Raw genomic sequence first — 20765 nt, forward strand, 5'->3', positions numbered from 1 at the left:
CGGTCTGCGGTCGATCCGCTCTCCGCCATCGTATCGATCCGAGCAGAACCGAAGAATTTATCGATTCGTCGGACATTCAGCGCCTCGACTTCATGCGGACGGATGAATCCTCCTCCATAATGATCGCCAGGGGGTGGCGTTCGAAGCGGAATGTCTGAGGTCCTCCGTAACGTCACTCGGCTGAGCACTCGCCTCGGCGCGGACGAACGTTCCGCTGACAGGAGGAGAGGTTCGACATGAGCTGGCCGGAGCTGATGGATCCCGCGTTGCAGGATCACATCTCGGAGCGACAGTCCAAGGCGCTGCGCGTCTATGAGGAAGACCATGATCTGCTGGTCGAGCATGTCCGTCAGGAGGACAGCTTCAAGTCCGGCGGGTACGGGACGAGGCAGATTCCTGAGCTGCTGCAGAACGCCGTGGATGCGCTCGCCGCGGGGGGATCGTCCGGAATGGTCGAGTTTCGCCTCGCTGACGGAGCGCTGTACTGCGCCAATGAGGGCGCGGGTTTCGACGCCGACGGGTTGACGGCCGTCACCTATGCCTTTCTGAGTTCCAAGCGCGGCGACGAGATCGGCCGCTTCGGGCTGGGCTTCAAGTCGGTGCTGGGGGTCAGCGATCACCCGCAGATCTTCAGCCGTTCGGTCAGTTTCGGGTTCAATGCCCCCGAGACGTCTGAGCTCTTCGCAGGGATCCCGTCCGCAGGCGGACGCTACCCGCTGTTGCGAGTGCCCAGCATGATCGATGTCGAGTCGGCTCGGCGCGAGGATCAGAACCTCGCGGAGATGATGGGGTGGGCGACCACCATCGTCAAGCTCCCGCTCAGCCGCGAGGGGGCCCGACTGCGCGAAGAGCTCGACGATTTCAAGCCAGAGGCTCTGCTGTTCTTCAAGGGGCTCAGCCGGCTGCGCATCACCCTGCAGGGCAGGCCAGGAACCGCAGCGATCTCTAGAGATTTCCTGCGCGAAGGTCAGGAGAAGGACGGTGAGGTGGTCATCGTCGATCGTGATGGGACTCGGGCTCGCTGGCTGTTCGCCGAGCGAACCTACTCGCCGACGATCGATGTCTCGTCGACCCTCCCGGAGACGGCACTGCGTCAGTCGATGACAGTCTCCTATGCCGTGCAGCCGGGAGTGAGGGCGACCGGCCGACTCTGGGCATGGTTCCCCCTCCGCGACGAGACGACGGCCAGTGGCATCTTCAACGCTCCGTGGCAGGTGAATGACGACCGGACCTCGCTCGTCACCAACTCCCGACTCAATGCCGCGATGCTCGAGGTGGGAGCGCAACTGTTCCTGGATGTGGTGGCGAGGGCCGCGTCGGTCGACGATCCCGCAGCGCATCTCGATCTCTTCCCCGCTCGCGGGCGAGAGGTCAAAAGTGCCGCGGATGCCTATCTGTCGGCTGCGGTGCCCATTCTCGCCAAGTCACGACCACTCATTCCCGATGTCTCGGGCGCCCTGAAGGTCTCCACCTACTTCCGAGGCGTGCCCGACCTCGAGAAGTCTCCGATAAGCCACGAGGCGGCGCAGTTGTGGCAGTCACGCGCTCCGCGCTCGACGATGCCGCATGCCAAATGCTTCTCCACGCCGGCCCGACGCGCTCGACTCCGTTCGCTTCTGGGGGGCGGGGAAGGAGAACGGAGTCCTCAGGAATCCGGGGCGGCGGGGTGGCTTGCGGAACTCGCTGACGAACAGGATCCCGGAGGCTCGCTCGCTGCGCTCAGGATTCTCAGTGACCTTCGTCGCGGTGCATCTCCCACTTATCAAGCGGCCGTCGCCGCGAAGATCCTCCCGCTCGAAAGTGGGGAGTGGGCGCGCGCAGATCAGAACCAGACGGTTCTTCTCCCGGTGCCGGGCGCAGCTGTGCCCGACGGAGTCGAGCTCGTGCGTGCCGACCTGGCCGCCTTGGCCGCCGACGAGTTGCGGGCCTTCGGCTTCCGCGAGATATCCGCCGATGAAGCTGCCGCGGCTCTTGCCGCCGCTGCGACCGATCACTGGGAGGAGAGTGACTGGGTCCGCCTCTGGAAGGCTTTGGATGCCGCCACCCCACGCGTGGCGTTGAACGCCGTCGAGGGCGTGCGCCAGCGCGGGGTCACGATTCTCATGCGCACACAGGCAGGCACCTGGCGCGCGGCGCATGATCTCATCGCAGACGCCTCGATAGCGCGCGACATACCCAGCCGCCAGATCGATCCCTCGGTGGCTCCGAATGTCGCCGTCCGCGCTGCCGCCGGTGCGGTCACTGCGCCGGAGCGTGACAGGCCTATCTGGCGCGATGGTCTCCGGAGCGAGTATGTCTCGACGATAGAAAACCTCGCCCGGCGCTACCTGGCAGCGAACCAGGCGAAAGCCAGTCGGATCGATGTTCCGGAGTATCTGGGAGTCGGTCCGCTTGACCTGCTGCTGGACGACCTTGAGGAACAGGACCGAGTCGCCTGGACGCAGGCCGTGCTAACTCGGATGGGTGCGTCGGAGTTCATCCTGGTGGTTCCGCTCGGAGGGCGTAAAGCCGAGATCCGGATGCCGACCATGGAGTGGTGGGCCGTTCGCCGACTCGGGTTGATCCAGACTTCCGTCGGAGCTCGAAGAATCGATGAAGCAGTGTCCGGGTCATTGAGGCGATTCGCGCCGTTCCTGCCGGTCGCTAGCACCGACGTCGTCGCGGGGCTGCCACTGCCGAAGACCGTCGAATCGATTCCCGAGGAGATGCTTGCCGCCTTCCTGGCTGCGGAAGACTACCCGGCGACGCGACCCGAAGAGTTCTCGGAGTTGATCGTCGAATGTGCTCGCAGGTCCGACATGGCGATCCCCGATCGTATTCCGGCGATCTCAAACGGGAGGATTCTGCTCACGGCTCGCGAAGAGGTCGCCGTCGCGGTCCGCGAAGACGGCATCGCCGATCTCGACGAGTCGGGAGTCGCGTACATACCCGTCGAGGATCACGATACGGATCTCACGACCAGATGGGGGCTGATCTCCGCCGAGGACGCTCTCCACCAGTCGATCGAGATCAGCGGTGCTGCTGAGGCCGTCCCGCTGCGCGACATCCACCCGAGTCTCCAGAACCACGTCGTCATGCCGCTCGCGAAGGTCACAGTGACGCGCGCCGAAAGCATTCAGCGGGTGCTCCAGAGCGCAAGAGGTGTGAAGAAGAAGCGGCTCCGAGCCACACGCCAGGAGAACGCGGTGACTGTCGACGCCGCCCTCGACCTGGAGAGCGCGCTCGCCGCGGTGTCGGTCGCCCTCGAACTCGGGCTCTCGCCGGACGACGTTCGAAGCGTCCTTCGCGGTGACGAGGAGATGCGCCACAGCGAACTGATCGCGTCAGCTCGTTCTGCGCGGAATGACGAGCGGCGTCTGTTGATCCTGGTCGATGCCGACGACCTCCGAGCAGCCCTGCCGGCGGGTTTGCTCGACGCGGTGGAGGCCAACACCGGAACTCTGGACGATCGCAACGTCGCCGAGCTCTTCCTGCGGGTGTACGGGCAGGACTCGGTGCGCGAACTGCGCGAGGTGCTTCGGCGTCGGGGCATCGCTGTCCCCGATCGATGGGACGGCTCGCCCGCGGCGCAGGCAGCAGTGAAGAACCTCGGGTTCGATACCTCGTACGCGGGAACGCGCGAGAAGCGGCCGTCGGCGGTTAGCCATATCCAGGGACAGCTCACACTCAATCCCCTCCACCCGTACCAGCGCGCAGTGGCCGACAAGATCCGCGACCTCGTCACCGCCGAAGATCCCGCGGGAAAGCGAGGCCTTCTCTATCTGCCGACCGGCGCGGGAAAGACACGTGTGACGGTGGAGGCGCTCGTCCATCTCATGAAGTCGGGTGAGATTCCGTCGCCGGTGCTGTGGATCGCACAGAGCGAGGAGTTGTGCGAACAGGCGATCCACTCCTTCACCGAGGTCTGGCGCGCGTTCGGGGACGAGCGGGCCCTCGACGTCAGCCGGTTCTGGGGCGGATACGAGTTGGATGAGTCGGACGAGGAGCTCCACGTGGTCGTCGCCATCGATGCCACCTTGGTCCGGCGACTCGGAGAGCCGCAATACGAGTGGTTGACGAACCCCGGAATCGTCGTCATCGACGAAGCTCACACAGCACTCTCGAAGTCGTACACGGAGATCCTCCGGAACCTCGGGCTCACGGCGGCACGGACCGAGCGGCCGTTGCTCGGATTGACGGCGACGCCCTTCCGGGGTCGCAACGATGAGATCAACCAGCGTTTCGCCCAGCGTTTCGGTGAGAACCGACTCGAGTCGCTCGACGCAGACGATCCGATCGCGCAATTGAGGTCGTGGGAAGTCCTGTCGGAGGTCGATTACGAGATCCTCAACGGCGTCGAGGTCGCCTTGGGTGACCAGGACGCCGAGTTCCAGCGAATGAAAGAGGTCACGCCGGGGATGCTCGCGGCGATCGGCCAGGACATGCAGCGGACTTTGACCGTCGTGGAGCACATCAAACGACAGAACAGCGAGTGGCCGATCCTCGTCTTCGCGGCGTCGGTGGCATCCGCGCACACAATCGCAGCGCTTCTGCGATTGAACGATGTGAATGCGGATTCCGTGGATGGCGGCATGCGAAGGCAGCAACGCCGGCGCGTGATCGAACAGTTCAAATCCGGAGAGACGCAGGTACTGGTGAACTGCGACCTACTCACTCAGGGGTTCGACGCCCCCAAGGTACGTGCGCTCTACATCGCCCGCCCGACGTTCAGCCCGAACCGCTATCTGCAGATGGTGGGGCGAGGCCTTCGGGGCCCGAAGAACGGTGGTACCGAACGGTGCCTCATCGTGAACGTCGAGGACACCTTCGAACAGTTCGGCGAGGAACTGGCCTACAACGAATTCGACTACCTCTGGAGCAAGGCATGACCGACATCGAGACGACCACTCCGACAGAACCCGCTCAGCCGATCACTGATCCGCGCGAAGGAAGGGCTGCAGTCGTCGCCGAAGTGCGGCGTCGGTGGCTGGGGCCGCTCGATGGAGAGCACGAGGTGCTGCAGCGCAGCCCCGTGTACGCGTACCTGGTGGGCACGCTCTACCCGGTCGAGCAGGGAACAGCGGTTCCTGCCGAACTGGACGAGGTCGAGGACTCGGCCGGAGCGGTCGCCGAAGAGGAGGAGATCGAGTGGGAGTCGGCGGCCGACGACGGCGAGGGCGGTGACGCCGAGATCGAGGACCTCGGCGTGAACCTGACCGGTGCGTTCGGGTGGGCGCCGGCCTCCCTGGGAATGTCCTTCGTTCATGGTGGGTCGTCGCTGAGCATCGACCTTTCGGCCGGGGTGTACGAGAAGGGCGGTGACGAGCAGTGGACGCGACGGCCCGTGGGCGGCCGCGAGTTCATCGAGGTCGGTTCGAACGGTGAGATGTCGGTGCTCGAAGGGCGAGCGAAGCTGTCGTGGCGCTCGCGCCATCACAGGGGCCGCTGGCTGACCACAGTGGCGCTGTCCAACGACGCGAATGTCGCGGCAGGCGAAGCCAAGCGCTATCCGGAGCTGTGCCTCTTCCAGGTGGAGATGTCGTGCTCGGACGAGACCGGGCTGCTTCCCTACCCGCAGACGAGCGTTCACGTCTCCGCAGATGATCGCGAGCTGGCGTTCCGCTATCGGGACAAGCCGTCGTTCGCGATCGGCCATGGCGTTGCCGTCGAGTGCGTGCCGGCGTCGTCTCCGATCACCGTCCGAACGTCTGTGATTCCGCAGACCGAGGTGAGTGCGATCCGCGCGAAGCGAGGGGCCGGCGATGCCGTCAGGATGCGATGGCTGTCGGATGAGACGGTGCCCGTCCCCGACCTCGTCGAGGGGCTGTCGTCCGTCGCTCGGGATTACGCGGGTTGGATCTCAGAGCAGGAGGCCGAGGCTGCGAAGCTGGATGACACCGACGGCGCTATCGCAGCAAGTATCGTCGAGCGGCAGCACCGCGCACTCGAACGTATCGAAGAGGGCATCCGAGTCCTCAGCGAGGATGCACAAGTACTGCAGGCGTTCCGGATGGCCAACACCGCGATGCGATGGCAGATGCTGCGGCAGCGCAAGGTCGTCGACAAAGAGACGCGTTACGGTCGGAAGCTCTTCGACGACAAAGGAGCAGACGAACCGACGTGGCGCCCGTTCCAGCTGGGGTTCATCCTCAGCGCGCTGGCGTCGACTGTGGATGATGCGCACGATGATCGCGATCTCGTCGATCTGATCTGGTTCCCCACGGGCGGAGGTAAGACCGAGGCGTACCTCGGCCTCGCCGCGATCGAGATGATCCGACGCAGGCTGGCCCGTGGACACAAGGGTGGCGGGATGGCTGTGCTGACGCGCTACACGATGCGCCTCCTCACCGCACAGCAGTTCCAGCGCGCGGCGACACTCATATGCGCGCTCGAACTGATGCGCGCGGACGATGAGCGGCTGGATGAAGCTCCCGATTTCTCGATCGGTCTCTGGTTGGGCAACTCCACCACTCCAGGCACGTACAAGCAGGCCGAGAAGCAGTTGCGCGAAGTGAGACAGCAAAGCCGCCCGGACAACCCTTTCCAGCTGCTCGAGTGCCCGTGGTGCGCCGAGTCGATCATGCCGCCACGCAAGACGTCGAAGGATCGCCGATACGGGGTGAAGGCGAGCGCCTATGGGTTCGAGTTCTTCTGCCCGGATGACGCTTGTCCCTTCTCCGACACGCTTCCGGTTCAAGTCGTCGATGAGGGCATCTACGCGAACCCCCCGACGATGTTGGTGGCCACAGTCGACAAACTCGCACGTCTGGCCTGGATATCGGATGGATCCAGGATGTTCGGGATCGACAGCATCTGCGACGCTCCTTCGCTCGTGATCCAGGATGAGCTCCATCTCCTGTCCGGGCCGCTGGGCACCATCGTGGGTGCCTACGAGGCCGCGATCGGAGCCCTGCTCCGATGGAACGGCACAGGACCCAAGACGGTCGCTTCGACGGCGACCACCCGCGCGTCGGCGGACCAGGTTCAGGGGCTGATGGCGAAGAAGGTCGAGGCGTTCCCGCCTGCTGGGCTGCACGCCGAGGACAATCACTTCTCTGAACCCGACCCCGATGCTGCGGGAAGGCTCTATCTGGGAATCATGCCGCAGGCTCACACGCCTTCGTGGTCGATCGGTCAGATCGCGACCGAACTCCTCGACGCCCCGGTCGCCACCGGTTTGGCGGGGGAGGCGAAGGACCGGTACTGGACGCTTGCGGTTTACCACAACAGCCTTCGCGAACTCGGGCGCACGGTCACGATCCTTCGGGATGACGTTCAGAGCAACCTCGCGCGTCGGTCCGGCGGCGAGAAGCCGACTCGCGCTCTGGGCGCCGAAGGGGTGGAGGAGCTCAACGGCAACGTCCCCTCGGACGAGCTCATACGCCTCTTGCAGCGACTCGAGCGAGGGCCCGAGAACGCGGATGTGATCGATGCCCTGGCGACGACGAACATCATGTCGGTCGGGATCGACGTCCAACGGCTCGGAATGATGCTCGTGAACGGCCACACGAAGACGACCGCCGAGTACATCCAGGCGACCTCCCGTGTCGGACGTGGGACGACGCCGGGGCTGGTCGTCACGATGTTCCGCTCGGGAAAGCCGAGAGACAGGTCGGTGTTCGAATCGTTCGACGCGTATCACAGCGCCTATTACCGGTTCGTCGAACCGTCGAGCGTCACGCCCTGGTCTCTGCAGGCGCGGCGTCGGGCTCTGCGCGCAGCGCTGGTCATCCTCGTGAGGCATGGCGTCGGGAGGAATGGAAACGCTGATGCTGCGTACTTCGACCCTGATTCAGCGGGCGTCGAGAAGGCGGTTTCGTTGTTGAAGGAGCACATCGCATGCGCTGACCAACGCGAGGCGGAACAGGTCGGCCGCGAGATCGACGAGGCCGTCCTCGACTGGGTGGAGGTACGCGAGCGGGCTTCGCGTGCGGGCAAGTCGCTCGTGTACCAGTCGAAGGACCCGGAGGAGCGGCTGCTCCGCCAGTTCACCGAGCCAGGAGCGGGCTGGCCGGTGATGAACTCGATGAGGAATGTGGACAGGGTCGTGAAGGTGCGAGCGAAGGGAGAGAGAAATGGTTGAGTCGACGGTGAAGACGATCCGAGCCTCCGAGACGGTCGCCCCCTACGGTCCGGGAGCGATCGTGGACATCCTCGGTCAGTCGTTCATGGTGCCGACCGGGGACAAGTGGCCTTCGCAGAAGGTGCGAGAGAGGGTGGATTCGTCCCGACTCGCCGATGCCCTCCATGTTCAGGAACTGTGGGCGGCCCCGACGACCCACGAACCTGAGAAGGGCACGGTGCCGGGACTCGAGTTCGTCCGGTTCCCCGGGTGGCTCTTCTGCCAGGTGTGCCGCCGGTTGGTCAAGTGGAGCCCCAAGCTCGAGACCGGTCGCGCTCCACACTGCGCCGAGACCGGGTGCGACGGACGGCTCGTCCCGATGAGGTTCGTCCTCGTCTGCACGGAGAACAGCCACCTCGGTGACGTCCCATGGGGTGACTGGGCACATCGTGGATCTGAGGGCGATTGCAGATCATCCGAGAGGTTGCGCTTCCGCACGCTTGAAGGAGTCGGTGACGGTCTGAGCAGTCTCCAGGTCTCCTGCGATGCCTGCGGAGCGAAGAGGTCGCTGGGCGAACTCCGCCGCGATGCGTTGGCCAAGGACGGATTCTCCTGTAGGGGTACCCAGCCCTGGGAAAACGAGTGGACCGGCTGCGGAAAGCCCGTGGATGCGCAGCAGCGGGGCGCGACCAGCCTCCACTTCAGCGACTCCGTGAGTGCCATCGACATCCCGCCCGTTCCCAGTCGTGGATCCGACAAAGAGGACGCGATCCGTGGCCACGGGCTGTTCGACAGCCTCGGCGCCGCTGTCCCCGCGTTGCGCGACGGCATGGTCGCCCAGATGGTTACGGATCTCGGGGTATCGGTGGAGGAGATCGAGGCGCTGGTGGATGACGCCGGACCAGTCGAGCGCCGCGAGATCATGAGTACCCTTCAGAGCGACGAGTTCGAAGCATTCGTCAGGGCGGTTTCCGGAACCGCGCCCATGCAGGACTTCGTGACGAGGCCGATCAAGCTGCACCCGACGGGCGAGGATGCCAGCGATGGCGTGGCCGCGAGGATCCAGGACGTGGTGCTGGTCGACAGGCTCCGCGACGTCCGAGCGGTGCGAGGCTTCCGCAGGTACTCCCCGGAGGCGACTGCAGTCCCGGCTGTGTCGACACAGTCCTTCGAGAAGTCCTGGCTGCCGGCGGCCGAGGGATACGGCGAGGGGATCTTCATCCGTTTCGACGCTGCTGCCGTCGAGGAATGGGCAGCGCAGCCGGCGGTCAGAACTCTCGAGGAGACGCTCCTGGAGCATCAGAATCACTCCACTCTCGGACTTCGCCTGCACGTCGTGTCCGCTGAGTACGTGTTGCTCCACTCATTCGCTCACCTGCTGATGCGAGAGTTGGCTTTCAGTAGCGGGTACACCGCGTCCTCCCTGAGGGAGCGGGTCTACTGCGAGGCCGCCGGAGACTACGGCGTGTTCATCTACACGACCACGGCGGACGTCGAAGGGACGCTCGGCGGCCTCGTCCGCCAGGGGGAGCCGGACCTGCTGGTGCCGGCGATCGTGGCAGCCCTGGAGCAGGCCGCCTGGTGCCCGAACGATCCCGTATGCGCCGAGTCGGAACCACAGAGCATCGACGGGCTGAATCTCGCCGCGTGCCACGCGTGTAGCCTCGCCCCTGAGACGTCGTGTGAATCGTCGAACCTACTGCTCGACAGGACGTTCGTGGTCGGAGGGGAGAAGGTCGTCGGTTTCTTCGGTCCGGTCCTCGACGCGATGCTCGGACAGCGCATCGGCTGATCGCGATCGAACCTCGTCGATGATCCGGGCGGCGACAGGACCTACGTCCGCCCGGATCTCGTGCTCCCAGAAGCGCAGCACGAGCCATCCGCGTCGGGTGAGGAACTCGGTCGTCTGTGAGTCGCGCGCCCGATTGGTCGCGATCTTGTCCGACCAGAACGTGGCGTTCGATTTCGGAGCCTGATGATGTTTCGGACACCCATGCCAGAAGCAGCCGTCGATCAGAACAGCCACCCGAGTTCGACGGAAGAGCATGTCGACCGTCCGGCGCAGATCTTGCTCAGGGCGTGCGTTGACTCGGTAGCGAAGCCCTGCCGCATGGACGATTCGTCTGACCTGCATCTCCGGTCCGGTGTCGCGCCCGCGGTTCGCTCGCATGGTCGCTCGCGCCGCGGGGCTGCTGGCCCATGAGGCGGATTCTGCGGATGCCGGCGACGCTTCCATTCGTCCATCCTGCAACGTCGTAGGATCAGATCAACCCGTTTGCTCTGCGGGTTTTCGACCGCCCGGGAGGCGCCGATGGGGAACGCCATCTCAGTGCTCGACCTGTTCGCGGGAGCCGGCGGACTCACCCAGGGGATGCATGAGGCATCACCTCGTTTCGAAGTTGTTCGCGCGGTGGAGAAGGACCGCGATGCGGCGGCGACCTTCGCGCTCAATCACGGTGAGGGCGTCACCTACCAGGGCGGCATCGAAGAGTGGCTGCGCGAGGAGACGGTGCCCTCTGTCGATGTGATCGTCGGGGGACCGCCCTGCCAGGGGTTCTCCACTCTCGGTAAGCAGAACGCCGAGGACGAGCGCAACACGTTGTGGCGTGAGTACGCCGAGACGATCATCCGTGCTCAGCCGAAGTACTTCGTCCTCGAGAACGTCGCGGTCTTCGCGAAGTCGCCCCAGTTCCGGGATCTCACTCAGGCGACAGAGCCGGGCGGGATCCTCAGCGACTATGCGTTCGAGTGGGACGTGCTCAACGCGGCGGACTTCGGTGCGCCACAGGCGCGCAAGCGCGCGATCCTCATCGGCCGGCACCGCGACATGCCGGACATCGGTCTACCGGCGGCGACTCACCGACGTGAAGAACACGTCAGTGTCGGCCAGGTCTTCGCAGGCATCCCGCTCGAGGTGGATCCAGCTCTTGTGGACCGCCGGGTGGAGATCGACGGTCGTGCGCATCGCGGCCCGTGGAGCTCGAGAGAGCTTCATATCGGTCGTGACTATGCGGAGATCTCTCTGAAGCGTTTCGCCAGCATCCCGCCGGGCGGAAACAGGTTCAACCTCCCTGATGAGCTGCTCGCGCCGTGCTGGCGTAAGCACAAGTCGGGTTCCGGCGATGTCATGGGGAGGCTGTACGTGGACAAGCCATCGGTGACGATCCGCACGGAGTTCTTCAAGCCGGAGAAGGGGCGATACCTCCACCCTTCGGCCGACCGGGCGATCACTCACTACGAGGCGGCGGTTCTCCAGGGTTTTCCGGTCGACTACCGCTTCGCGGGGTCTCGGACCGCAATCGCTCGCCAGATCGGCAACGCTGTCCCGATTCCCCTCGGAAGGGCGATCGGGCGACACCTCGTGCGGGCGTTCGACTGACCGGAGCTCTCGATGCCCCGCAGTGCTGGCGAGGTGATGGAGGGCTGTACTCAGGCCCGAGGGGGATGCACCGTATAGGCGATGCCGAGATCTTCCAGCAGAGTGACGACTGGCCCGCTCGGTCCGATGGAGTTCGATTCAGAGCTGGCGAAGAAGTGCCAATGTGCTCCTTCGATCAGCCCTTCATCGACGAGGTATGCGTCTGATCTGAGCTGGGCCTCGATCGATTCGGTCAGGTAGACACGTCCTGACTTGGATTCGTGTGCGATGCCCGCAGCCATGGCATCGACACGTCGTGCGACCGCATTGCAGACGACAGCGCATGCTGCGGTCGAGAACACGACCTGGGTGTCTGCTTTCGTTCGAGAGGACTGCAGGGATGCGGTCAGCCAGGCCTCGGCGTCGGGGCCTGTGGCGAAGAACCGAGCACGTGTGCCGCTGACATGCCCCGGCCCGCTCATCGCCGACGCCAGGGTGTTGATACCTGTCTTGCCCTTCTGAAGCTTCAGCAACGCTTTGTCGCTGAACCCTGCCTCGCCCAAAGCGCTCCATCCTTCCGGGGTGGCTGACTTCAACGCCGTCAGCTTGACGCGGTCAGGCAGCCAATCCAGCGCGACGACGGCAGCGGCGGCGGCTGGAGCGAGGCCGGGATGATCGATCATGAAGCGCGCGACTTTTCCCGAGAAAGCCGTCAGATCACCGGTCACGGGCACAAGGCCGATCATGCTGAAGCCGGCGCCCACCCAATCCGCACGAATCGCTGAGCCGACGGCGTCGCGCAGATCGACGACACTTCCGGCTACCCAGCCCACCCCGGGAATGAAGCTGGTACCGCCGGCCGCGAGGTTGCCGGCCAGCCAGGCCAGTGTGTCGCCGGGGGCGAGCTCTCCGAGCACGGCGCCCTGCGCGAACTCTGTGGCGAAGGTCAGTGCGTCGACCCTCTGATCCGGCCAGAGTGGGTCCAATCCCTGGTCCGCGCGATGCGAGACCTCGTACCCGTCTTCCAACCCGTCATCGTCCGTGTCGGCGGAATCCGCGGCGGTCCCCAGCTCGTCGACCTCATAGCGATCATCGAGCCCGTCCAGGTCGGTATCGGTGTGGAACGGATCGAGCGAGAGATCCGCTTCAGCGCTGTCGTTCAGGCCGTCTGCGTCGGTATCAGAATCGAGGGGATCCGCGAAGATGGCGAATGCCCGGTCCGGTGCCCGAGAAGCACCGGCTTCGATACCGTCGTCCAGGCCGTCGGAATCGGAGTCTGCCCGCAGCGGATCCGTCCGATACGTGATCTCAGCTGTGCTCTGCCATCCGAGCACCTCGAGCTGGTCTCCGAGCCCGTCACCGTCAGAATCCGAACGCGTCGGATCGGAGACGCCCACATACCCAACTCCCTCGGCGTCGCCGGCTTCTTGAGAGTCGGTGAGACCATCACCGTCCGTGTCCGCAGACCACGGATCGGTGACGAAGGTCGCGCCTCGCACAGTTACCCATCCTGAACTCTCGACGTGGTCCGGAAGTCCGTCGCCGTCGCTGTCCTTCAAGCGATCGACGAAGACGTACAACCCGGCGCCCACCAGTCCGGCAACCGCCACCATGGCCGCGGCGGATATCAGTCGTGTGGCTCTCCGCCGCGGCGGCGTGCGGGTCGAAGGATCTTCGGACGCCGAAGCTTGAGACATGTCTCGACTCTGTTTCTCTGTCTGGTTCGGCTGTCGGACGGCCGAATCAATCGGCCCGCCGTGCCCTCACAGAACTATAGGACTGGACATCTTCTCGTCGGCAGCAGAGATCGATGGGAGCGCCGGGATCAAGGTCTGAATGGGCCTTGATCCCAGTCGGCGGCATGGTGAAAGAAATCCGTCGCGGACACGGGGGTGCTGTGGTGCAGTCCGAAACGGGGTGGGGGTGACGAATTGTCGATGGGCAGAATCGTCCACCCGAATTCCGAGTCTGCGGGACTGAACACGACGAGGAGCCTCTCCTCGTCCGGCTCGGGGGGCAGGACGTCATCGAGGAAATCGCTGATGCCTGACATCAGCTCGGCCCAGCGTGAGGCGAGAGAGACGTCCGGGCGGGCGGGGTCGTGCGCGGGGAGAACGGCGACGATCGCGACATCGCCAGCGACCGCCAGGTAGGTCCACCGTTCCACGCCGCTGCCCGAGAGGCTGCGGCCGAATGCGAGACCAGGTGTCCAGCCACCGCGAGCGAGCTGCGACACCAGCGAGTGGAGCGCATCGGCGAGCGGGATCGGCCAGTTTCGCCCCTCGGTGGCGAAGCTTCCGCCCTCGAGCGTCCGGAGCCCGACACCGGAGTCCCGCGGGATGTGCGGGAGCCGAAGCCCCTGTTCTGTGAATTCGGCGAGGATGGTGAGCGCGGTCGCCTCGTCGGGCCCGGATCGCCGGAACGGGTGCACCGCCTCCCACCCCTGGCCGCTGAACTCTCCTCCGCGCAGCGTGGCATCGATGAGGTTCAACCCGTCGACCTTCGCACCCCAGAAGTCGAAGCCTCGGAGGTCCGCGCCGGTCAGGTTTGCCCAGGTCATGTCGGAATGATCGAACCGGATGTTGCGCAGCTGTCCCGCGTTGAGGGATCCGATCAGGTCGGCGCGCGCTTGCCGTTCCTCTCGATCGTCGATGAAGAATCCGGGATGGCTCCGCATCCCCTCGTCGACGAGGCGGTCATCCACCGGCTGGAAGCTCGCGCGGGCCAGTGTGCAGTCGGAGAAGACGACATCATCCAGTCGGCTGCCGTCGAATCGGGCCCGCGTGAGCTCAGTGTGTTCGAAGGAGCTCTCGCTGATCGACCCCGACGTGACCTCTGCGCCGTCGAAGACGGAGCGATGGAACCGACATCCGTTCACCTGGGCATGCGAGGCGAGGAGATGCTCGATCCGAGTCCCCTCCCCTCGGACGGCGTTCAACTGCGAGTTGAACAGGACGGTCTGGCCCCAGCGGATGTCATCCAGACGTGATTCGCTGATCTTCGACCAGGCCAGATCGATGAATGACGCGGACGATCGATCGAACACCACTCGCTCCAGCGTGGCGTTCCGGAAGCTCGCGCCGTCGAGGACCGCGTCGGACATGTCAGCGTCGACCAACGTACTCCCGTCGAAGATCGCGCGGGTCAGGTCGCAGCCGTGAAGGTTCGCCTCGAGGATAAGTGTCGACCGGAGGTCGAGATGACGGGTGTTCAGCGCTTCGAGATCGCGAGAAGGGACGGGGAGGAGTGCGAAGGAACCGGGGAAGTCGGTGGCGAACACATCGGAGAGAGGGAGCCACGTTCCCGACTCCTCGTCACGCACATGGGGTGCCGTTCCCGGGGTCATTTCGACAAGGGCCAGGAGCTCGATGATCGCGTACGCGATCGCACCGGTCGAGGTCGTGTGAGGTAACTCTCTCGATACGAGTGCCGGCTCGGTGCCAGGCGTCCATCCGAGCATGGACCAGTCGGCGCGGGACTCATCCGCACTGCTCCCAGGATGTCTACGCTGCGCTCGGCGGTTCTCCATGTGCCCGAGGACATCGATCTTGATCGCATCGCGCATGCGGAGGACGGCTACGCGGAAGCCGTCGTCGAGCTCCGGCCCGGTCTGCAGGACCAGACGCTGCAACGCAGCATCCTCGATCGCTGCGCCCAGTGAGTCGATGACGGGGAACCACTCCGATTCCAGAACGAGGCTGATTCGCTGACCGCGGAGCCGCGATGGAACAGTATGCCCTTCGTGGCTGACCTCCAGATCGGCGGGGAGGATTCCGAGGAACCGAGCGACGTCGGTCACATCATCCGCCGCCCACCGGAACGAGGTCTGTTCCGTGTAGAACGGCCAGGCGACGGCATCTGCGGGGCGGGCGATGAACGAGGAAGTCATGCGGTTTCCTCGGAATCGGCGTCGGTGGGATCAATCCTGTACAGCCGCGCTTCGAGTCCCGTGTCCGGTTCGATGCCCGACGCGTACATCGGCGGATCTCCCCACGTCTCCCCGGTGTCGTATCGCCGCTCCATTTCGCCGACTCGGACCGCCACCGTCACGGTCTCATCTTCGTGGGTGATGTCCCACTCGCCGACTGCGATGAGCTCATCGGCGGAAGTCGCGAGTTCCTCCTCGAACGTCCCGTCCTCGAACAAGAAGATCCGTGTGTCTGCGAGTTTCCCGTTCGGGTAATGCTTGAGGTAGACGGCGCGGGATGGCGACGGTGTCATTGGTTCAGAGTATCGACTCGGGTCGACACAAGGCATTACGAGATGCCAGCGGAGAAAATATTCACCTCGCGCCGCGAGGAGGTACCTACCGGGGGTCGATGCTGTCATCGATCGCCAAGTCTCTCCGTATGCGTTCGACCATTTCGCGATGATGGCGGACGAGCTGCTCGTCGCTCCAACCTTGTTCGCGAGTGGTCTCAGCCATCAGGTGGAGCTTCGCGCTCTGGGCTTCGATCGTCGAACGGAAGTTCTCGGCCTTCGCTCTCGGAAGAGAGTTGCTGAACTTCGAGTTCGCTCCGACGCTCACAAGGGCGAGATTGCCGATCAGATTGAGATTCTCGGGGGACACCACCGCACCGCTCTGATGCTCATCGGGGCGCTGCGGGTAGAAGTGTTCGATCGAGTTGCGGAACGAGAATCGGAAGTCCCGCTGAGGTGCATCACGTAGTAGGAGGTAGTCCAGATATGTGAAGACGATTCGGGGGATGTCGAAGCCTTGCGGTTGCGCGGACACGGGAAAAGCCTCCCGGACCCTTGCGCGGGCATAGTCCTGCAGAAGCCCCGCGAGGTCGCTCCCGGCGAGGGGCGAGCCAGCGGCCGCTGCCGATCGCAGTACGCGCGTGATCCAATGCATCGTGCGTGGCGACGTGTAAGTCACGCGAAGCATCGATTCCAGCAGCACGATGCCGCTCGTCGTCTCGTCGACATCTCCACTCGCCTCGGCGTCTGAGGCGCCCTTCGAGAAGGAATTGATGTAGCCAGCCAGATGGCGCCCTTTGGAACTCCGGCGTATCAAGCGCTGCACCGACCAGTCTCCGTCGTCGTTCGCGGTCGCCGTGAATTGCCGCTTCAGCACGAGATTGTCGAAGATGTTCCTGCAGATGAGCAGAGTGACCGCGAACTTTCGTACCCACTGTTCTGCCGCGGCGCCGGGGACAGCCTCCTCGAATCGTCCGATCAGCCTTTTGTCGTCGAGTTGGCCCTCGAGCTCGTCCTCGCCGCCCTCCATGACCTTGAGTGCATGGAGCAGGAAGGCGGGGAAATCGATCGTCGAACGGAAGCGGACGTTGTCGACGTCCTCGCCGTGGTCCTGTTGTCCCCTCATCGAGTATGCGTGCAGCGCTTCGTCGAGGGACATCTGGGACGGGCTAGGGGGTGGCGCCTCGGCGGAGGTTCCCATGGAGGAAGCACGTGCGTCGCACAGCTCAGCAAAAGTCCGCTTCGACAACCACGACCAGTCATCCCCGAAGATCACCGTGCGCAGGTCGGGTTTGCCGCGGGTGAGAGACATCTGAACATATGAGTCCATGTCGGCGCACGCATCCCAGATCCACGCGAAGCACGACTGCTCGGACGGCTCCGGCAGTCGGCTCATCAGTCGAGCCTTGACGATATCAACCTGCTGGAGCTGCTGCCCACGCGTGTTCATGACTTCGAAGTAACGGTTCAGATCCGTCTCCTTCGGCAGCTCGGCCCGTACAAGCGTGACCTTCCGGCACAGGTAGTCGGCGAATGCGGTCAACGCATCGGGGGAGCGAAGCGTCGGATGCTGCTTGATGAACTGCTGGATGACGTTGAAGCCCTCGTGGATGCCAGTGTCTTCGCGAGCTGCGAAGTCGTGTGTCGAGATCGTGGCGGCGTTGCGGGCTACCCGACGCAGCGCTTCCGCGGCGCGGGGGCGTGACTCATACCGCAGTCGATCCGTGTGTGTGTCAGAAGTCAACGCCCGACTCTCCGTCAGGAAGCTGAGAAGGAGGTGGAGGGTGGTGAGACGTTGTTGGCCATCTATCACTTCGAAGTCGGGTGAGATCGAGGGACGGGCTGTGACGATGAGGTTCCCAAGGAAGTAGCCGGCGTCAGGGTCCGAGTCGACCTCGGAAGCCGCGTCTTGGATGTCACTGATCAGCTGTTCGATCTGCGGCGCGCGCCAGGCGTAGTTTCGCTGGTAGACGGGCACGGTGTAGACGGTGTCGTCGGTGAATAGCTCCCCCACAGTCAAGAGACGCGCGTTGAGTTCACCTGTGCTCATGTGCGAGGTACTCCGTTCACGATCGTGGTCAGCGTGCTCTCGTGATCGGGCTGGTAGGCGTCCGCTTCGACGACGATGCCCGCGATCGATGCGGGGGACGCGCCGCTTCGAAGCTGAATGAATGGCGCCTCGAACGACCGGGCGTGGTTGTCGATGGATCGGAATTGCACGCGGAGGTGCTTGACTCGCAGCGAATACGCCCAGGAGAACAGGCTGGCGCCAACAGCCTCCAACTCTGTATCTCCGTACCTGTTCGAGTAGTAGAGCAACGCTGCCAGGTAGAGCTCGGCCACATAGCGGTATCGGCTGCGAGATGGGAGTTCAGAGAGAGCACGCCGACCGTCGAGCTCTTCCTGGAGCAGCGCCCGGTCGTACAGCGCGTAATCTGACAGGTCGCCGATGTGCGCGACGACCGCGAGATCCTTCAGCTCTTCCAGCATGAACGTCACCATCTCGAAGAACGGCTTTCCGGCGACGATCGGTGCATCGAGTTGAAAGCGCGTGCGAGCGATGTCCCGCCTTATCGCGTGGCTGTTCACGTCGCTCAGTGCCGTCAGCAGCGGGATCGCGGCTTGCGCGGCGAGATGGTAACGCTCGCTCGGTGAAGCTGAGCCGCGCGCCGAAATCCCCTTGAACAAGCCTATGTCGCGGGCTGTAAACGTGGTTGCACTCTGGCCGCGCGACCACCGGGCGATTCGGTAGAGGTATGTCGAAAAGAGCCTGTCGAGCTCTTCGGACGCCACCGATTCCCATGTTTCGACGACTGCGGCTTTCATCGCGTCGGACTCGGCGCGCATCTCGCGAAGGTGGTGCGCCTTGAGGAGGTCGTGCGGTGCGAGCGGCTTGCCGCGGTAATTCTGCGAGTCGAAGACTCGAAATGCCTCGTCGGGGTCGTCGGTCTCGACTCGCACGATCTGGCAAAGATCTTGGACGAAGGCAGCGAAGCCCGGCGGAGTCGAACCGAGCCGCTTCTGCAGTGCCCGCCATACCCGCGACACTGCGGTGTCACCTTCTTCGATCGTCAACTTCGCGCATGGGGCCGTGATCGCGAGCATCATCCGAATCGTGAGCAGTCGTTGCTGACCATCCACGACCATGAGCGTGCCATCGTCATCGTGGAGGATGATCGAGCCGAGAACGTACGGGATCTCGGCGCGTTGTGGGTCATGGAGTGCCTCCATCACATCATCGACCAGCTGCAGCGCAGTTGAGGGTTCCCAGCTGTAGGGGCGCTGATACTCGGGGATGAAGAGCTTTTCTGCGAGGAGTTCACCCACCGAAGAGACACGAACGTTGTCGACTTTGATTGCCATGTGATTCTCCCTCGACCGCACGCACACGTTCAGGACTATTTGCGTGTCACATAATGCTCACGCACGCCGCCTTCGGAGCCAGCCAGCGAGGTCGGTGTCGCGGCGACTTCGGTTTCCGAATTCTTGGGTCAGCATAGGGGATCGGTGGATGCCGTCATGCGATGAAGGCCACGACGATGCTGTCGCCGTCACATGCGCTATTCGACGCGTGAGCGGCAGGATCGGGTCGCTATGCTCAGGTTGATATATCGGGAACCGCTGGGGTCAGGAGCCTGTATGGAGGAGCGCACAATGTGGCGCACATGGAAGCCCTACGCGGTGTTGGCGGTCCTCGCGATTGGCGGTATCTGGTGGTGGAACGCGCAATCGCCATTCGCGACGCTGCAGGACGGCTCTTACAGCTGCACGGGCGTCTACGTGAACGAAGACAGCAAGTACGAGATCCTCGTCGATTCGGCGGGCCAGCGTTACTCGGGCACAGCACGAGTCGAGGGTGGCGAGCTCGTCGAACTCGCTGGTGCCACCCCTCTGACGACAACGCAGATCTCCAGGCTGATGCTGAAGTCGACGGGCACGACGAAGTTCCATGTCACCGACGACCCGGCCACCAAAATGTACAACGCTATCGCCTGCGAACTCGCGGGCTGATCATGGCCGAGTCGGAGAAGAACTGGACGCCGTGGATCGTCATAGGCGCGCTCGCCATCGGCGGCGTGTGGTGGTGGAATGCTCAGGCAGACGACCGGCAACCGTCTCACGCAGCACCGGACAGCTGCCAGGAGGTGTTCGACGCCGCGCTCAGCCAGGAACGCGCGGGAGATACGGCGGGGAGCATCGGCGAGAAGATCGACTGGCTCAACAGCTCGTGCCCTGAGGAGTACGACGCTCTTGTCGGATACATCTCGTCGAAGGGATCGATCGCTCAGTTCGGCGCTGACGCATGTGACGTCTGGGTCGATCGGGTCGGTGAAGCCGCGACCGCGTTGCTCAGGGCAGATCAACTTTGCAGCGCGTCCGCTGCGGCGTCCGCGCAAGCTCCGTCCGACGGCAGCATCAGTTGGGACCAAGCCATCGCTCACGTGGGCGAGAGTCAGTATGTGTGCGGGCCGCTCGCCAGCATCCGCGGTTCCGACGACGACGTCTTCCTGAACCTCGGCCGCGACTATCCGGACGTCGCGCGCTTCACGATCGTCCTCTGGGACGTCGGAGGAGTCGAGTCGATTCCCTCCGGCACGGAGGTGTGCACCTCTGGAACGATCACAAACTACGACGGCGCCGCTCAGATCGAACTCAACGATGTCAGCGCAGTCAAAGTCCGTGCCGACTGACGATAGCCGCCCTTTCCTTCGTTGGCGTCACACGAGGAGGTCAAGTCAACGCGGGTTGATTCGACCCCTCACGCATCGAAGGCTCAGTGCGCCTGCAGCACAGCCCAAGCGATCAGGCTGTCGATCCTCCTGACATCCGCGCCCTTCGAGAGCCTGACCTTGATGTGGCCGGCACGCGTCCAGAGCTCGATCTCGGAGTTCCAGTCGAGGGTGCCGGCGTTCTCAGACGACCACATGTTGATGGCGCTGTAGGGCAGGGAGTAGATCTCAACTTTCTTGCCGGTGATCCGCTGCGCATCGCGGACGATCAGTCGCTTCGTAGTGAACGTCGCGGAGTCGCGGAACGTCTTGAAAGATGTGATCGGCTGTTCACCCTCAACGAGAAGCGAGTACACGTCGGGCGGAACGGGGATCTCCTGCTGAAGGGTCCAGACGAGGATTGGCGATGCTTCCATGCTCCGATCATGGCGCAAGC

13 protein-coding genes are annotated in these 20765 nt (G+C 64.0%); 6 read left to right on the forward strand and 7 right to left on the reverse strand.

Features of this window, described 5'->3' with window-relative positions; genetic code table 11:
* Positions 1-236: 236 nt before the first annotated feature.
* Genes JOF42_RS03885 through drmB form a run of 3 tightly spaced genes read left to right on the forward strand, consistent with a single transcriptional unit; the run spans position 237 to position 9833 of the window.
* Complete coding sequence (locus JOF42_RS03885; RefSeq protein ID WP_210096654.1) at positions 237-4868, forward strand: DEAD/DEAH box helicase; 4632 nt, start codon at positions 237-239, stop codon at positions 4866-4868.
* A complete protein-coding gene (locus JOF42_RS03890; protein WP_210096655.1) occupies positions 4865-8062 on the forward strand; it encodes a helicase-related protein in 3198 nt (1065 codons plus the stop codon). The genes JOF42_RS03885 and JOF42_RS03890 overlap by 4 nt, the downstream gene beginning before the upstream one ends.
* Positions 8055-9833, forward strand: coding sequence for a DrmB family protein (gene drmB / locus JOF42_RS03895; RefSeq protein WP_210096656.1), 1779 nt, complete (start codon positions 8055-8057; stop codon positions 9831-9833). Before JOF42_RS03890 ends, drmB begins: the two co-directional genes overlap by 8 nt.
* On the opposite strand, the gene JOF42_RS03900 is transcribed toward drmB, so the two are convergent.
* A complete protein-coding gene (locus JOF42_RS03900) occupies positions 9738-10277 on the reverse strand; it encodes a very short patch repair endonuclease (RefSeq protein ID WP_210096657.1) in 540 nt (179 codons plus the stop codon). The genes drmB and JOF42_RS03900 overlap by 96 nt on opposite strands.
* A 75-nt stretch (positions 10278-10352) precedes the next feature.
* On the opposite strand from JOF42_RS03900, the gene JOF42_RS03905 reads away from it, so the two are divergent.
* A complete protein-coding gene (locus JOF42_RS03905; RefSeq protein WP_210096658.1) occupies positions 10353-11420 on the forward strand; it encodes a DNA cytosine methyltransferase in 1068 nt (355 codons plus the stop codon).
* Positions 11421-11470: 50 nt separating this feature from the next.
* Here JOF42_RS03905 and JOF42_RS03910 read toward each other — a convergent pair whose 3' ends face one another.
* The 5 genes from JOF42_RS03910 to JOF42_RS03930 form a co-directional block, all read right to left on the reverse strand.
* A complete protein-coding gene (locus JOF42_RS03910; protein WP_210096659.1) occupies positions 11471-13096 on the reverse strand; it encodes a hypothetical protein in 1626 nt (541 codons plus the stop codon).
* Positions 13097-13224: 128 nt separating this feature from the next.
* A complete protein-coding gene (locus JOF42_RS03915; protein WP_210096660.1) occupies positions 13225-15288 on the reverse strand; it encodes a pentapeptide repeat-containing protein in 2064 nt (687 codons plus the stop codon).
* Entirely contained in the window at positions 15285-15620 is a 336-nt protein-coding gene (locus tag JOF42_RS03920) for a hypothetical protein (protein WP_210096661.1), read from the reverse strand. Before JOF42_RS03920 ends, JOF42_RS03915 begins: the two co-directional genes overlap by 4 nt.
* 85 nt (positions 15621-15705) lie before the next feature.
* Positions 15706-17649 (reverse strand): DUF262 domain-containing protein, encoded by a 1944-nt coding sequence (locus JOF42_RS03925; protein ID WP_210096662.1) that lies wholly within the window; start codon positions 17647-17649, stop codon positions 15706-15708.
* On the reverse strand, positions 17646-18962 hold the full coding sequence (locus JOF42_RS03930) for a DUF262 domain-containing protein (protein ID WP_210096663.1): 1317 nt from the start codon (positions 18960-18962) through the stop codon (positions 17646-17648). The genes JOF42_RS03925 and JOF42_RS03930 overlap by 4 nt, the downstream gene beginning before the upstream one ends.
* A gap of 276 nt (positions 18963-19238) precedes the next feature.
* Between JOF42_RS03930 and JOF42_RS03935 the strand changes: the two genes are divergently transcribed.
* Positions 19239-19610 carry a hypothetical protein gene (locus JOF42_RS03935; RefSeq protein ID WP_210096664.1) on the forward strand — a complete coding sequence of 124 codons (372 nt, stop codon included), beginning with the start codon at positions 19239-19241 and terminating at the stop codon, positions 19608-19610.
* A 2-nt stretch (positions 19611-19612) separates the two neighbouring features.
* Positions 19613-20290 carry a hypothetical protein gene (locus JOF42_RS03940; RefSeq protein WP_210096665.1) on the forward strand — a complete coding sequence of 226 codons (678 nt, stop codon included), beginning with the start codon at positions 19613-19615 and terminating at the stop codon, positions 20288-20290.
* Between the two features lie 83 nt (positions 20291-20373).
* Here the strand turns inward: JOF42_RS03940 and JOF42_RS03945 are convergent, their stop codons facing one another.
* Positions 20374-20745: a PH domain-containing protein gene (locus JOF42_RS03945; protein ID WP_210096666.1), complete on the reverse strand. Its 372-nt coding sequence runs from the start codon at positions 20743-20745 to the stop codon at positions 20374-20376.
* Positions 20746-20765 lie beyond the last annotated feature (20 nt).

Origin of the sequence: Microbacterium phyllosphaerae (genome assembly GCF_017876435.1) — a bacterium.
GTDB classification, from domain to species: Bacteria; Actinomycetota; Actinomycetes; order Actinomycetales; family Microbacteriaceae; genus Microbacterium; species Microbacterium phyllosphaerae.

What these genes read in the sequence shown, in the direction of transcription:
- JOF42_RS03915 (WP_210096660.1), bottom strand. Translation starts at nt 15,288, where the DNA reads ATGACTTCCTCGTTCATCGCCCGCCCCGCAGATGCCGTCGCCTGGCCG.
- JOF42_RS03925 (WP_210096662.1), bottom strand. Translation starts at nt 17,649, where the DNA reads ATGAGCACAGGTGAACTCAACGCGCGTCTCTTGACTGTGGGGGAGCTA.
- JOF42_RS03945 (WP_210096666.1), bottom strand. Translation starts at nt 20,745, where the DNA reads ATGGAAGCATCGCCAATCCTCGTCTGGACCCTTCAGCAGGAGATCCCC.
- JOF42_RS03890 (WP_210096655.1), top strand. Translation starts at nt 4,865, where the DNA reads ATGACCGACATCGAGACGACCACTCCGACAGAACCCGCTCAGCCGATC.
- JOF42_RS03910 (WP_210096659.1), bottom strand. Translation starts at nt 13,096, where the DNA reads ATGTCTCAAGCTTCGGCGTCCGAAGATCCTTCGACCCGCACGCCGCCG.
- JOF42_RS03900 (WP_210096657.1), bottom strand. Translation starts at nt 10,277, where the DNA reads ATGGAAGCGTCGCCGGCATCCGCAGAATCCGCCTCATGGGCCAGCAGC.
- JOF42_RS03930 (WP_210096663.1), bottom strand. Translation starts at nt 18,962, where the DNA reads ATGGCAATCAAAGTCGACAACGTTCGTGTCTCTTCGGTGGGTGAACTC.
- JOF42_RS03885 (WP_210096654.1), top strand. Translation starts at nt 237, where the DNA reads ATGAGCTGGCCGGAGCTGATGGATCCCGCGTTGCAGGATCACATCTCG.
- JOF42_RS03935 (WP_210096664.1), top strand. Translation starts at nt 19,239, where the DNA reads ATGGAGGAGCGCACAATGTGGCGCACATGGAAGCCCTACGCGGTGTTG.
- JOF42_RS03905 (WP_210096658.1), top strand. Translation starts at nt 10,353, where the DNA reads ATGGGGAACGCCATCTCAGTGCTCGACCTGTTCGCGGGAGCCGGCGGA.
- drmB (WP_210096656.1), top strand. Translation starts at nt 8,055, where the DNA reads ATGGTTGAGTCGACGGTGAAGACGATCCGAGCCTCCGAGACGGTCGCC.
- JOF42_RS03940 (WP_210096665.1), top strand. Translation starts at nt 19,613, where the DNA reads ATGGCCGAGTCGGAGAAGAACTGGACGCCGTGGATCGTCATAGGCGCG.
- JOF42_RS03920 (WP_210096661.1), bottom strand. Translation starts at nt 15,620, where the DNA reads ATGACACCGTCGCCATCCCGCGCCGTCTACCTCAAGCATTACCCGAAC.